Below are 13,303 nucleotides of genomic sequence, written 5' to 3'. Positions count from 1 at the left end.
GGGGCGGCCCGGTCGGCGCCCCGCCCGCTGAGGCGGCCCGCGCCACGCCATCCTCTACGGAAAAGAGCAGAATGCCCCGCTTCAGCATCATCGTCCCGTCCCATGGGGTCGCAGGCCGGCTGGGCCAGGCGCTGGACTCGGTCCTCGCCCAGTCCTTCGGTGACTTCGAGCTGATCCCGGTCTGCGACGCCCCCGGGTCCCCCGCGTCCGATGTCGCGGCCCGGCACGCCGAGCGGGATTCCCGGGTGGCGCCGGTGCACGCGCCGCCGTCGGCCGGGCTGGCCGGGGCGCGCAACGCGGGGATGCGGGCGGCGACCGGGACGTATCTGCTGTTCCTCGACGGCGACGACGTCCTGGTCCCGGGCGCGCTGGCGGCCCTGGACGCGCGCCTGACGGAGACCGGTCAGGTCGACGTGCTGCACTTCGAACACGAGCGCGCCCCCTGGTGGGAGGGCGAGCCCACCAACCCGGCCGCACCCGTGCTGGCGAAGACCCCGGACGGCGCCTTCGCCCCCGACCGCGCCCCGCACCTCACCGGCGTACGGCTCCCGGCGTGGAGTTCGGCCTGGCGCCGCGCCTTCGTCGCCGAGCGGCGCCTGACCTTTCCCGACGGTCACTTCACGGACATCGGCTGGGGCGGACTGGCGATGCTGAGCGCGCGGCGCGTGGCGGTGCTGCGGTCGGTCGTCGTACGGCATCTGGTGCGCCGGCAGGGCAGCCGGCTGAACCGGCCCGGGGAGCACCACGCCGAACTGCTGGACCAGGCCGGGCTGGTGCTCGAGCGGGCGGCCGAACTGGGGTTGTCCGCCGAGCGGTCGGGGCCGCTGTTCGATCAGCTCTTCGCCGCCGTGCTGAAGACGGCCGCCCACCCCCGGCGGCTGCCGCCGGACCGCCGCGCCTTCTTCCGCCGGACCTCGGACCACCGGGCCCCGGGCCGTCGCGCCTTCTTCCGCCGGGCCAGCGCCCTCTACCGCCGCCACCGCCCCGCCGGACACCGCCCCCCGGGCGGCAGCCTCGGTGTGCAGCACCGGCTGCTGGCGGCCGGCTCCTACGCGGCCTTCGCCACCCTGCGCGGCACCCATCGCGCGGTGACCCGGGCGGTGGCGGCGGTGCCGCGTCCCCGGGGGCTGCGCACCCGGCTGCTGTACCGGATGCATCTGCGCCGCCCGCTGGATCCGCACCTCGCCGTGTACTGCGCGTACTGGGGCCGCGGCTACGCCTGCAACCCGGCCGCGATCCACGCCCGGGCCCGCGAACTCGCCCCGCACATCCGCTCGGTGTTCCTGGTGGAGGCCGGGCGGGAGCACACCCTGCCGGACGACGTCGAGTACGCGGTCATCGGCAGCCGCCGCTACTGGGAGGTCCTGGCCCGCGCCACGTACCTGGTCAACAACGCCAACTTCGCGGAGGGCGTGGTCAAACGCCCCGGCAGCGTCCACCTCCAGACGCAGCACGGCACCCCGCTGAAGACCATGGGCGTCGACCAGTCGACGTACTCGGTGGTGGCCGCCGCGACCGGCAGCTTCACCAAGCTGCTCGGCCGGGTGGACCGCTGGGACTACAACCTGTCCTCCAACCCCCACTCCACCCGCGTGTGGGAGCGCGCCTTCCCCGGCTCCTACGAGCACCTGGAGTACGGCTATCCGCGCAACGACGTGTACTGCACGGCCACCGCCGACGACGTCGCCCGGATCCGGGCGGAGCTGGGCATTCCGCAGGGCCGGACCGCCGTGCTGTACGCGCCCACCCACCGCGACCACCACACCGGCTTCGAGCCCGGCCTCGACCTGGAGGCGTTCTGCGAGGCGGCCGGCGAGGACGTCGTGGTCCTGCTGCGCGCCCACTACTTCTACGACCGGGGCAGCCGGCGCGCCGGCGGCCGGGTCATCGACGTCACCGCGCACCGCTCCTCGGAGGAGGTGTGCCTGGCCGCCGACGCGCTGATCACCGACTACTCGTCGATCATGTTCGACTACGCCAACCTGGACCGCCCGATCGTGGTGTACGCCGACGACTGGGACGTCTACCGGGAGACCCGGGGCGTCTGCTTCGACCTGCCGGCCGAGCCGCCGGGACCGGTGGCCCGCACGCCCGACGAGCTGGCCCGCGTGTTCCGCGACGGCTCGTACGCGGACGCGGAGTCGGCCGCGCTGCGGGCCCGTTTCCGGGAGCGGTTCTGCGCGTTCGACGACGGCCGTGCCGCCGAGCGGGTCGTCCGCCGGGTGCTGCTCGGCGAACCTCCCGCGGCCCTGCCGCCCGTGATCCCGCTCGCGGAGCGCGTCCCCGCCCCCGCGGCCGCCGCCACCCTGGTGAGGAGCTGACGACGCAGTGCCCCGCTTCAGCATCATCGTCCCCGTCTTCAAGGTGCAGGGATATCTGCACGCCTGCCTCGACTCGGTGCTCGGCCAGTCGTACCGCGACATCGAGGTGATCGCCGTCGACGACCGGTCGCCCGACGGCTGCGGTGCGATCCTCGACGCGTACGCGGCCCGCGACGAGCGCGTCCGGGTGCTGCATCTGCCGGAGAACGTGGGCCTCGGGCGGGCCCGCAACGCCGGGATGCCGCACGCGACGGGCGACTACCTGTTCTTCCTCGACAGCGACGACACCCTCACCCCGGGCGCGCTGCGCGCGCTGGCCGACCGTCTCGACGAGACCGGCGACCCGGACGTGCTGGTCTTCGACTACGCCCGCACCCACTGGTGGGGCGGCACCCGCCGCAACGTCCTGGCCCACCTGCTGGCGGGGAACACCGACGGCACCTTCACCGCCGCCGAACGGCCCGAGATCCTCGATCTGCTGATGGTGGTGTGGAACAAGGTCTACCGCCGCGACTTCGTCGCACGGGAGGACTTCACCTTCCCGCCGGGCTACTACGAGGACACGCCCTGGACCTTCCCGGTGCTGCTCAGCGCGGAGCGCATCGCCACCCTGGACCGGATCTGCCTGTACTACCGGCAGCGCCGCCAGGGCAGCATCCTGTCCACCACCAGCCGCAAGCACTTCGACGTCCACGAGCAGTACGCGCGGGTGTTCCGGTTCGTCGACACCCGCCCGGCGCTGGCGCACTGGCGTCCCTTCCTGCACACCAAGATGGGCGAGCACTGCCTCGACATCCTCTCCAAGCCGGACCGCCTGCCCCCGTCCGACCGGGGCGAGTTCTTCCGCCGTACGGCCGAGATGTTCCGGGCACACCGGCCGGAGGGCGCCCGGATCCCCGCCGCGCTGCGGGTGCTGGAGGGGAGCTACTCCGGCTATCTGCTGCGGCGGCAGGCCGGGCGGGCGGGCCGGGAGCTGGGGCGCCGGGCCCGGCAGGCGCGGACCGCGGCGGCGGCGCGGGTGGCCCGGGGCCGGTCCGCGCTGAACCTGCACCGCCCCCTGGACCCGGACCTCGCCGTGTACTCGGCGTTCTCGCACCGGGGCGTGCTCGGCGACCCGGCGGCGATCCACCGCGCGGCACGCGCACTCGCCCCGCACATCCGGGGCGTATGGGTGCTGGCCGGTGAGGACGAGGCCGCCGGGCTGCCCCCGGACACCGAGTACGTGCTCCTGGACTCGCCCGGCTACCGCAGGGTGACCGAGCGGGCCACGTACTTCGTCAACAACGTCAACTGGCCCGGGGCGCTGGTCAAACGCCCGGGGAGCGTGCACGTCCACACCCATCAGGGCACTCCGCTGAAGTACATGGGCGCCGATCTGCTGGACAAGCCCGGCGCCCGGCACGGTGTCGACGTACCGCGGATGCTGCGCAGGGCCGACCGCTGGGACTACAGCCTGGTCGCCAACCGGCACTCCGAGCTGGTGTGGGAGCGGGCCTTCCCCTGCCACTTCACCTCCCTGCGCACCGGCAGCCCCCGCAACGACGTCCTGGTCGGCGCGGGTGCGGACAGCGGCCGCGGGGTCCGCGCGCGGCTCGGCATCCCGGACGGCGACACGGTGGTGCTGTACGCGCCGACCCGCCGCGACTACCGCAGGGGCGGGCTGGTGGAGCGGATCGACCCGGCCCGGTTCGCCGCCGACCTGGGCGAGGGCCACACCCTCGTGGTGCGGCTGCACCCCTCCCTCGCCGGCGGGCCGGCGCGCGGGCTGGGCCTGTCGGAGCTGCACCGGCGGGGCGTGCTCGTCGACGCCACGGACGAGCCGTGCGTGCAGGACGTGCTGCTCGCCTCGGACGTCCTGGTCACCGACTACTCGGCCCTGATGTTCGACTACGCCAACCTGGACCGGCCGATCGTGATCCACGCCGACGACTGGGACGCCTACCGGGCGAGCCGGGGCGCCTACGTCGACATCACGGCCGAGGCGCCGGGGCACGTGGCGCGCTCCTACCGCGAGCTCGCGTGGCTCTTCGACTCCGGGACGTGGCGGGACGAGGAGGCGGCACGGCTGCGGTCCGCCTTCCGGGACCGGTACTGCGAGTTCGACGACGGCCGGGCCGCCGAACGGGTGGTGCGCACGCTGATGCTGGGCGAGCGGACGCCCGACCGGCCGGCCGGCCCGGCCCGGGTGCCGTCCCAGGCCACCGCCCGTGACCTGCTGATCCCGTCGTGAGGCCGCGCACCTGGGTCCTGCTCCTGGCGGCGGTCTTCGCGGTGCTGCAACTCGCGAACGTCGCCGGCCGGGACACCCCCGACAGCAAGAACTACCTGTCGTACGCCCTGAGCCTGAGCGGCGCGGACAAGCGGGAGGCGGCGGCCGCCACCATCGACCACTTCTGCGCGGGCCGGGCGGCGATCGCGCACCGCGAGCAGAACGTGGACGTGGTGCGCTTCCACGCACCGGACCCGGCCCCGCGGGTCCTGCGGGAGTGCCGGGACCAGGAATGGCGGCAGGTGGAGGCGCGGCTGGCGGCCGGGCAGACCGGCGGGCACACCGTGCCGTTCATGCCGGAGCGGTTCATGCGGATCTTCGAGGTGCGGCCCGGCTATCCGGTCCTGCTGGTGCCGTTCGTGAGCCTGTTCGGGGTGACGTGGGGGGTGTGGGCGGCGGGCGTGGCGGTCACCTGCGCGGGCGGGGTGCTCGCCTTCCTGATCCTGCGCACCCTGTCGGTGTCCGTGCCGCTCGCGCTCACCGGGCAGGCGCTGTTCTTCGTCCTGCCGTGCGGGGCGACCGCGATGCGCCCGATGACCGAGGGGCTGCTGCTGGTCCTCACCCTGGCCGCGCTGTGGGGGTGTGCGCTGGGGCTGGAGGAAGGCCGGACGAGGGAGGGGGTGGCGGTGGTGGCCGCCGCGCTGTGCGCGCTGTTCACGGTCAAGCACTCGCACGCGCTGTTCCTGGGGCTGTGCCTGGCGGGCGCGGGCGCGGTGCTCGCCGTACGGCGCCGATGGCGGGGCCTGCCGCCGGTGGCGGGGGTGACGGCGCTGGCCGGGGCGGGGTGTGCGGGTGCGCTCGGCACGGTGCTGCTGGCCCGGCTGCTGCACTATCCGTCGGTGTCGGAGAGCGTGCAGGATCTGCTCACCGATCACTTCGCCCGCCCCGACCGGGAGCGTCCCTGGCAGGAGTTCTTCCAGCTCCAGGGGAACTTCTGGACGGAGTGGCTGCGGCGGCAGCTGTGGGAGCCGCTGTTCCTGGCGTGCCTGGCGGCGGGCGTGCCGGGGGCGCGGCGGCGGCCGGTGTTCGGCGCCTTCCTGGTCGCCGCCGCCTGCACGGGCATCCTCAACCAGGCCGGGCATCCGGACATCACCATCTGGGGCGACCGGTTGATCACGCTGGCCTGGCTGCTGCCGGTGCTGGGGATCCCGTTGTCGCTGGGGCCGCTGGTGCGGCCGGTGGTGGTGCCGGCGCAGGGCGCTCCGGTGGGGCTGCCGCACTGAGCGGCCCCGCGTTCGCGCGGAACACCCGCTGAGCGACCCCCGCGTACCCGTGGGGCACCTGCTGGGTGACCCCGTGTATTCCGCGGCGCACCTGCTGAGCGTCCACCGGGCAGGCGCCGCACACCCGGGTCACTCGATGAGGTGACGCGAGGTCACGCCGTTGACCGGGACGGGAACATAGGGCAAATGCCTCAGACGCTTCCCTTCCGTACCTCCCGATGAGCGCCGGCGTCCTCGTCCGGCGGACTCCGAGCGGTGCCACGGCGCTGCGCGGTGGCGGGGCCTGGCGCCCCACCCCGTACCAGCTCTTCGGCTTCCTGTTCTGGCTGGTGATGTCCCTGGCGTACTGGAGGGTGCCGCTGTGCTGCGACGCCGGACAGCACGCGGCGGTCGTCGAACGCCTCGAGGACCACCTGCTGCGTCCCCGGCATCCGATGGCGGACCTGCCGGGCTCGGGCAGCCCGTACTACTCACCGTTCGCCGTGGCGCAGGGCGCGTTCGCCCGGCTGACCGGGCTGGGCGGCTGGGAGGTGCTCAAGCTCACCGGTCCGCTGAACCTGCTGGTGCTGCTGACCGGGATCGGCCGCTTCGTGCGCGTCCTGACCCCGCGCCCGTGGGCGCCGGTGCTGGCGCTCGCGGCGATGACGCTGCTGTGGGGCGTGGAGCGGGCCTGGTGGAGCGGCTACGCCAACCTGATGTCGCTGACGGGCAATCTGGCCTACCCGTCGGCGTTCGCGATCGGGCTCGCCTTCTGGGCCTGGGCGCTGACGGGGGCGCGGGCCCGGGACGCGGGGGCCGTGCGGTACGTGGGGCCGAGCGGGCTGCGCCCGCTGACCGGGTACGCGGCGCTGGGCGCGCTGTACGGGCTGATCCTGCTCGTGCATCCGATCACGGCGGTCGCGGCGGCGCTGGGGGCGGTGGCGCTGGTCGCCGGGTGGCAGCGGCGCTGGGGGGCGGCGGTCGCCGGGCGGTGGGCGCTGACGGGGGCGGTGGCGCTGCCGGTGGCCGCCTGCTGGCCGTACTTCGACGTGTTCGCGCTGGCCGGGGACGACAGCGTGGACGCGATGCACCGGCGGCTGTATCTGGACCTCGGCGGGCGCTTCGGGCTGGCGCTCCTCGGGCTGCCGGCGCTGTGGCTGCGGGCGCGGCGCACCTCGTGGCGCGATCCACTGGTGCTGATGTTCGCGCTGGACTGCCTGCTGGTGGCGTACGGCTGGATCAGCGGCCACTACACCTACGGCAGGATCCTCGGGCTCACGCTGGTGCCGTTGCAGTTCGCGCTCGCGGTGGAGCTGGCGGCGCCCCGGCCGTGGCCGGTGTGGCGGCGGCTGCTGGGCGGGGCCGCGGCGGCGGGGGCCTGCGCGGGGTTGCTGACCGTGCACGCCGGGGCGGTGGTGCCGCCCGCGCTGGACCCGGTCGGCTTCGCACAGCCGCCGCGCTGGCCGGCGTACGACTGGGCCGCGCGGTACATCGGTCCGGGCGAGGTCGTGATCACCGACGGCTATTACGCCGTCCACGCGATCGCCGGGTACGGGCCGAACCTCGCCGCGCCGGCCTGGCCGGACGCCTCGCTGGACGAAGGGGAGCGGCTGCGGCGCGTCGCCGACGTGCGCGTGTATCTCGACCCCGGTTCGACCCGCGCCGAACGCTCCGCGATCGTCCGCCGGTACCACGCGCGCTGGCTGCTGCTGACGCCTCGGCAGCAGGTGCCCGAGGAGGCGGTGGTGGTGGCGTGGAGCCGACGGACGGGGGAGGTGCTGGCGCGGGTCGGGGGATGAGGGGGACGAGCGGCGGGCCGCCGCCGGGGACTACTCGATGACGAGGTCGACCGGGATGTTGCCGCGGGTGGCGTTGGAGTAGGGGCAGACCTGGTGGGCCTGCTCGACCAGCTTGCGGCCGGTCGCCTCGTCCACGCTGTCGGGCAGCTCGACGCGCAGCGTCACGGCGAGCGCGAAGCCCTCGCCCTGCTTGCCGAGGACGACCTCGGCGGTCACCGCGGCCTCGCTGACGTCGACCTTCGCCGCCCGGCCGACCACGCCGAGGGCGCTGCCGAAGCAGGCCGCGTAACCGGCGGCGAAGAGCTGCTCCGGGTTGGTGCCCTGGCCGTTGCCGCCCAGCTCCACCGGGGCGCTCAGGCCGAGGTCCAGCTTGCCGTCGGAGGTGACGGCGCGGCCCTCGCGGCCGTGGGTGGCGGTGGCGACAGCGGTGTAGAGCGCGTCCATGGGAAGACCTTCCCTCTCGATTTCATGTCATGGCCTGGCCGGGCCTTGGCGGCCTCGGCGCCGTGCGACCCCAAGTAGAGCACACAATTCAATTGCGCACAACCAAATGGCCCGCAAGGGCTACCCTGGAGGCATGACAGCGACTCCGACCCCGCCACCCGCGAACCCCGCGGCACCTCCGCTGCCGGGCGCCGCGGACGACTGGCTCCGCCTCGACCAGCAAATCTGCTTCACCCTCAACGCCGCCTCCCGCGCCTTCAACGGCGTCTACCGGGTGGTCCTCAAGGATCTCGGGCTCACCTATCCGCAGTACCTGGTCATGCTGGTGCTGTGGGAGCACGGCGCCCTGCCCGTGAAGAAGCTCGGCGAGCAGCTGCGACTGGACTCCGGCACGCTGTCGCCGCTGCTCAAGCGGCTGGAGGCGGCCGGCCTGGTGCGCCGGGAGCGCAGCGCGCGCGACGAGCGGTCGGTGGAGGTCCGGCCCACCGAGGAGGGCACCGCGCTGCGGCGGCGGGCCCTGGCGGTGCCGCGCCGGATCGTCGCCGCGACCGGCTTCGAGATCGACGAGATCCGCGACCTGGGCGCCCGTCTGCACCAGCTGACCACGGCACTCGACAAGGCGGCGGACGGCGCGTGACGACGACCTGAGGTGCACAACGTGTACGAAACGTCCTCAAGTGGGCAAAGGATAGAAACAGCCCATACCGCGCCCCGAGGACGCCATGCACCCCCATCGCCCCCAGGTGGCCGTCATCGTCATCGGCCACGACGACGCCGCCCATGTGACCGACGCCGTGCGCTCGGCGCTCGGTCAGGGACCCGCCGTACGTGAGGTCGTCGCCGTCGACGACTGCTCGACGGACGGCAGCGCCGGCCTGCTGGACCGGCTGGCCGCCGGGGAACCGCGGGTGCGGGTGATCCGGCACTCCGTCAACAGCGGCGGCTGCGGCACCCCGCGCAACACCGGGCTCGACGTGGTGACCTCGCCGTACGTGATGTTCCTGGACAGCGACGACGTGCTGCCGCCCGGCGCGGTGGACGCGCTGCTCACGGCCGCGACCGGGGCGGACACGGACGTCGCGGGCGGCCTGTGCGTGCGCCGCGAGCTGCCGTCGGGGCGCGAGGTGCCGTGGGAGCCGGGTCTGTACGCCTCGCCCGCCGTACTGGCGCACCCGACGCACCGCCCGCGCCTTGTCCACGACACCCTCTGCGTCAACAAGCTCTACGCCACGGACTTCCTGCGGAAGCATGGCATCCGCTTCCCCGACGGGCGCTTTCCCTACGAGGACCTCGTCTTCACCGCGCGCGTGTGGGCCGCCGCCCCGCGCGTCGCCCTGGTCCCGGACCGGGTGTACGTCTGGCACGTGCGCCGGTCCGCGCGGCGGCTGTCGATCTCGCTGGACCGCGCGGGCATCGACAACTGGCGGGCCCGCACACACGCGTGCCGCACCGCCCACGAGATCCTGCTGGGCGCCGGCCAGAAGCGGCTGGCGCGCAGGGCACGGGCCAAGTTCCTCGACCACGAACTGCGCATGTACGCGCGCGAACTGCCCCTGCGCGACGAGGAGTACCGGCGCCGCTGGTGGGCGCACACCCGGGAGTTCCTCGCGGACTACGACGCCGCCGACTGGGCCCGTGACCCCCTCGCGCCGGGCCGGCTGATCGGGCGGGTCGTGCTGGCCTCCGCCGAGCCGCGCGACCTGCCCCGCCTGCGGGAGCTGGCGGCCCGGCCGGCGCGGCTGTGTCCGCCGTACGCCCGCGCGGGGGACGGCACGCCGTGCTGGTCAAAGGACCTGCCCGGGGTGGGTCTCGAACCGCTGCTGACCCGTGCGGTGCCCTTCCTGCCGCTCGCCGTGGACGCGGAACCGCGCCCGCGCGCGGGGGGCCTGCGGCTGCGGCTGCGCCTGCACGAGATGTACGGCCGGGTGGCGCAGGCGGGACCGGAGACGGCGGAGGTGGAGTGGCGGCACCGGGACCTGGACGGCGCGGCCGTCCGCTGCACGGTGCCGCTGCGGGCGTCCGGCGGGGGCACCTGGGTCGCGGAGACGACCGTGCGGCTGGACCGGCTGGCCACCCTCGGCACCGGCGCCTGGGACGTGCGGCTGCGGGTGCGCTTCCGGGACGGTGCGAGCCGGCGCGTCACCGCCCACGCGCTCGCCGGGCCGGGCCTGTCGCGCCGCCGCGCGCTGCCCAGCCCCCGGCACGGCGTGGTGCTGGTGCGGCCGTACGCCACGCACTCGGGCTCACTGGCCCTGCGCGTGGCCACCGGCGTGCGCGGTGTCGTACCGGTGCTGCGCGGAAGGCTCTGGCGCCTGCTTCACTGAGAGCGCGGACACACGGGCCAACGACGAGGGGACGGCCATCCATGACCTGGTTGATCACGGGCGGCGCCGGCTACATCGGGGCGCACGTCGTACGAGCGATGACCGAGGCGGGCGAACGGACGGTGGTGTACGACGACCTGTCCACCGGCCTCGCCGACCGGGTGCCGGACGGGGTGCCGCTGGTGATCGGCTCGACCCTGGACGACGAGCGGGTAGCGCGCGCCCTCGCCGACCACGAGGTGACCGGCGTCGTCCACCTGGCGGCGAAGAAGCAGGTGGGCGAGTCGGTGGACCGGCCCCTGCACTACTACCGGGAGAACGTCGAGGGCCTGCGCGTGCTGCTGGACGCGGTGACGGCGGCCGGGGTGCGCTCCGTGGTGTTCTCGTCCTCGGCGGCGGTGTACGGCATGCCGGACGTGGAGCTCGTGACGGAGGAGACACCCTGCGCGCCCATGTCGCCGTACGGCGAGACCAAGCTGGCCGGCGAGTGGCTGGTCCGCGCCACCGGCAGGGCGACCGGACTGTCCACGGCCTGCCTGCGCTACTTCAACGTGGCCGGCGCCGCGCGCCCCGACCTCGCCGACACCGGCGTCTTCAACCTCATCCCGATGATCTTCGAGAAGCTGACCGCGGACACACCCCCGCGCATCTTCGGCGACGACTACCCGACCCCCGACGGCACCTGCGTCCGTGACTACATCCACGTCGTCGACCTGGCCGAGGCCCATGTGGCGGCGGCCCGCGCGCTGCGCTCCTCCCCCGGCCGGAACCTCACCCTGAACATCGGCCGCGGTGAGGGCGTCTCCGTCCGGGAGATGATCGACCGCGTCAACGCCCTCACCGGCCACGACCGCCCGCCCACGGTCGCCCCACGCCGCCCGGGCGACCCGGCCCGCGTCGTCGCCTCCGCCGACCGAGCGACCACGGAACTGGCCTGGAAGGCCCGCCACACCGTCGACGACATGATCACGTCGGCCTGGTCCGGCTGGCTGCGTCTGCACCCGGAGGCGGCGCGCGGCTAGGGTCTGGCGTCATGTCCGCTCCGCGCCGTACCGAACGCGCTCTGGGCGCCGTCGTCGGTTCCGCCGTCGGTGACGCCCTCGGCGCGCCCTTCGAGTTCGGCCCCGAGGGCGCCTTCTCCGCCCGTTTCCCGGCACCGGGGTCCGGCGGCGAGATGTGCGGGGGCGGCGGCTGGGATCCGGGCGAGGCGACCGACGACACGCAGATGGCGGTGCTCGTCGCCGAGTCGCTGCTGGAGTGCGGCGGTCTGGAACTCCCCGACGTCTTCCGCCGGTTCCAGCGGTGGGCCGCCGCCGAGCCGAAGGACATCGGCCTGCAGACGGAGGCCGTACTCGGCAGCGGCGACCCGTGGGACCTGGCCGCCGCGCTGCACTTCCAGTGCAACCAGCGTGCGGCCGGCAACGGGGCTCTGATGCGGGCCGCTCCCTCCGCCGTGTACTTCGCGGGCCTGGGCCGGGACGCCACCATGGACGCCGCCCGCCGGCTGGCCGCGCTCACGCACGGGGACCGGGCGGCGTGGGAGGGCACGGCGGTCCTCCACGAGCTGGTGCGGGTGGCGCTGGCCGGGGACGACCCGCTCGCCGCCGTGGCCGGCACGCTGCGCGCGGTGCACCCCGGCCACCGTGAGCGCTACGCCACCGTCCTCGCCCCCGACTGGCACCCGGACCTGGCCACGGAGTTCAACGGCGCCGTCTGGCCCTGCCTGGGGTCCGCCGTCTGGGCGCTGCGGACGACGGACCGCTACGAGGACGCGGTACGTGCCGCGATCGACCTCGGCGGCGACACGGACACGGTGGCAGCGGTGACGGGAGCACTGGCGGGAGCGGTCCACGGCATCACCGCCGTGCCGGCCCGCTGGACCGAGGCGCTGCACGTACCGCTGCCCGGGTTCGGGGGGCGGGTCCTGCGGGTGGCGGAACTGAGCGAGCTGGCCGCGCGGATGGCCGACGGGCCGCGGGACCCCCGCGTCACAGCGCCTTCAGTGCCGCGGCCGTAGCGCGTGCCAGTGCGCCCAGGTAGCCCTTCGGCAGCTTCGGGCTGCGGATGACCACCGAGCGCCAGTACAGAGGGCCCGAGATCAGGTCCAGGGCCAGGGCGTGGTCGGTGCCGGGGCGCAGGTCGCCGCGGGTCTCCGCCGCCGCGACGATGCCCTTGGCGACTCCGTCCTGACCCTCGCGCAGGGCTTTTCGCAGCGCCTCGGCGATGTCGGGGTTGCGGGCGGCCTCGGCCTGGAGGTCGGGGAGGATCTGCGAGGCGACGGGGTGGCGCAGGGCGCGCGAGGTGACCTCGTACAGCAGACGCAGGTCGCCCTCGAGCGAGCCGGTGTCCGGCGCGGGCAGGCCCTGGACGGCGATCGCGGAGACCAGGTCGAGGACCAGGTGCAGCTTGGAACGCCAGCGGCGGTACACCGCGGTCTTGCCGACGCCCGCGCGGCGCGCGATCCCCTCGATCGACATCCGCGCGTAGCCGACGGCGGCGAGTTCCTCGAAGACGGCCGCCCGGATGGCCTCCGTCACGTCCTCCCGCAGCACGGCGGCCCCGGCGGGGGCCCGGCGGCGCGGACGCGGCTGGGGCTCGTCGGCGTTCGTCGTCATGCGGACAGCATAGGCCGCCACCGTCACGACGAAACGGTTGCGTTCCGACGCCCATTCGGCCTACCCTCCCGTTGCGACGATACGGTCCCGTCCCGACGTTCGAACCCGTTGCCACCCCCTCCCTCTAGCGAAAGCAGCGGATGTGAGTCAGGTCCTCCACACACCGCCCCCCGCACCGGCCGCCTCCGGCGAGGACGATCTCGCGGCCCTCGCCGCCCGTCACGGCCTCACGGTCAGCGGCGCCCGGCCGTCCCTCTTCGAGTACGTCCGTCAGCTCTGGGGACGGCGGCACTTCATCCTCGCCTTCTCGCAGGCGAAGCTGACCGCCC

10 protein-coding genes and 1 pseudogene are annotated in these 13,303 nt (G+C 74.4%); 9 read left to right on the top strand and 2 right to left on the bottom strand.

The genetic code is table 11. The annotated features are described in order from the left end of the window. Positions 1–71: 71 nt before the first annotated feature. The 4 genes from IE178_RS00055 to IE178_RS00040 all read left to right on the top strand — a co-directional run bounded on the left by IE178_RS00055 (position 72) and on the right by IE178_RS00040 (position 7,591). Positions 72–2,321: a CDP-glycerol glycerophosphotransferase family protein gene (locus IE178_RS00055; RefSeq protein WP_193510832.1), complete on the top strand. Its 2,250-nt coding sequence runs from the start codon at positions 72–74 to the stop codon at positions 2,319–2,321. Positions 2,322–2,328: 7 nt separating this feature from the next. Continuing rightward, entirely contained in the window at positions 2,329–4,551 is a 2,223-nt protein-coding gene (locus tag IE178_RS00050; protein WP_193510831.1) for a bifunctional glycosyltransferase/CDP-glycerol:glycerophosphate glycerophosphotransferase, read from the top strand. Further along, positions 4,548–5,813: a hypothetical protein gene (locus tag IE178_RS00045; protein ID WP_193510830.1), complete on the top strand. Its 1,266-nt coding sequence runs from the start codon at positions 4,548–4,550 to the stop codon at positions 5,811–5,813. Before IE178_RS00050 ends, IE178_RS00045 begins: the two co-directional genes overlap by 4 nt. Before the next feature lie 218 nt (positions 5,814–6,031). Beyond that, complete coding sequence (locus IE178_RS00040; RefSeq protein WP_193510829.1) at positions 6,032–7,591, top strand: hypothetical protein; 1,560 nt, start codon at positions 6,032–6,034, stop codon at positions 7,589–7,591. Positions 7,592–7,621: 30 nt separating this feature from the next. Here IE178_RS00040 and IE178_RS00035 read toward each other — a convergent pair whose 3' ends face one another. Further along, complete coding sequence (locus IE178_RS00035) at positions 7,622–8,035, bottom strand: organic hydroperoxide resistance protein (RefSeq protein WP_193510828.1); 414 nt, start codon at positions 8,033–8,035, stop codon at positions 7,622–7,624. A gap of 133 nt (positions 8,036–8,168) precedes the next feature. On the opposite strand from IE178_RS00035, the gene IE178_RS00030 reads away from it, so the two are divergent. The 4 genes from IE178_RS00030 (at position 8,169) to IE178_RS00015 (ending at position 12,376) form a co-directional block, all read left to right on the top strand. Next, the gene (locus IE178_RS00030) at positions 8,169–8,672 is read left to right on the top strand and encodes a MarR family winged helix-turn-helix transcriptional regulator (protein WP_193510827.1); all 504 of its coding nucleotides are present in this window, start codon (positions 8,169–8,171) and stop codon (positions 8,670–8,672) included. A gap of 85 nt (positions 8,673–8,757) precedes the next feature. Beyond that, positions 8,758–10,359, top strand: a complete 1,602-nt coding sequence (locus IE178_RS00025) for a glycosyltransferase family 2 protein (protein ID WP_193510826.1) — start codon at positions 8,758–8,760, stop codon at positions 10,357–10,359. 41 nt (positions 10,360–10,400) lie between these two features. Further along, positions 10,401–11,381 (top strand): UDP-glucose 4-epimerase GalE, encoded by a 981-nt coding sequence (gene galE, locus IE178_RS00020; protein WP_184760289.1) that lies wholly within the window; start codon positions 10,401–10,403, stop codon positions 11,379–11,381. Between the two features lie 11 nt (positions 11,382–11,392). Beyond that, on the top strand, positions 11,393–12,376 hold the full coding sequence (locus tag IE178_RS00015) for an ADP-ribosylglycohydrolase family protein (protein WP_193510825.1): 984 nt from the start codon (positions 11,393–11,395) through the stop codon (positions 12,374–12,376). Here IE178_RS00015 and IE178_RS00010 read toward each other — a convergent pair. Then, positions 12,348–12,974 carry a TetR/AcrR family transcriptional regulator gene (locus tag IE178_RS00010; RefSeq protein ID WP_193510824.1) on the bottom strand — a complete coding sequence of 209 codons (627 nt, stop codon included), beginning with the start codon at positions 12,972–12,974 and terminating at the stop codon, positions 12,348–12,350. The genes IE178_RS00015 and IE178_RS00010 overlap by 29 nt on opposite strands. 142 nt (positions 12,975–13,116) lie before the next feature. On the opposite strand from IE178_RS00010, the pseudogene IE178_RS00005 reads away from it, so the two are divergent. Then, positions 13,117–13,303: pseudogene (locus tag IE178_RS00005) on the top strand (ABC transporter permease); the annotation flags it as partial.

This window comes from Streptomyces griseoloalbus (assembly GCA_014650015.1).
GTDB classification, from domain to species: domain Bacteria; phylum Actinomycetota; class Actinomycetes; order Streptomycetales; family Streptomycetaceae; genus Streptomyces; species Streptomyces griseoloalbus.
The sequence above is the reverse complement of the archived record's forward strand: the minus strand, read 5'-3'. Positions and strand labels throughout refer to the sequence as shown.

What these genes read in the sequence shown, in the direction of transcription:
- IE178_RS00055 (WP_193510832.1), top strand. Translation starts at nt 72, where the DNA reads ATGCCCCGCTTCAGCATCATCGTCCCGTCCCATGGGGTCGCAGGCCGG.
- IE178_RS00040 (WP_193510829.1), top strand. Translation starts at nt 6,032, where the DNA reads ATGAGCGCCGGCGTCCTCGTCCGGCGGACTCCGAGCGGTGCCACGGCG.
- IE178_RS00035 (WP_193510828.1), bottom strand. Translation starts at nt 8,035, where the DNA reads ATGGACGCGCTCTACACCGCTGTCGCCACCGCCACCCACGGCCGCGAG.
- IE178_RS00030 (WP_193510827.1), top strand. Translation starts at nt 8,169, where the DNA reads ATGACAGCGACTCCGACCCCGCCACCCGCGAACCCCGCGGCACCTCCG.
- IE178_RS00025 (WP_193510826.1), top strand. Translation starts at nt 8,758, where the DNA reads ATGCACCCCCATCGCCCCCAGGTGGCCGTCATCGTCATCGGCCACGAC.
- galE (WP_184760289.1), top strand. Translation starts at nt 10,401, where the DNA reads ATGACCTGGTTGATCACGGGCGGCGCCGGCTACATCGGGGCGCACGTC.
- IE178_RS00015 (WP_193510825.1), top strand. Translation starts at nt 11,393, where the DNA reads ATGTCCGCTCCGCGCCGTACCGAACGCGCTCTGGGCGCCGTCGTCGGT.
- IE178_RS00010 (WP_193510824.1), bottom strand. Translation starts at nt 12,974, where the DNA reads ATGACGACGAACGCCGACGAGCCCCAGCCGCGTCCGCGCCGCCGGGCC.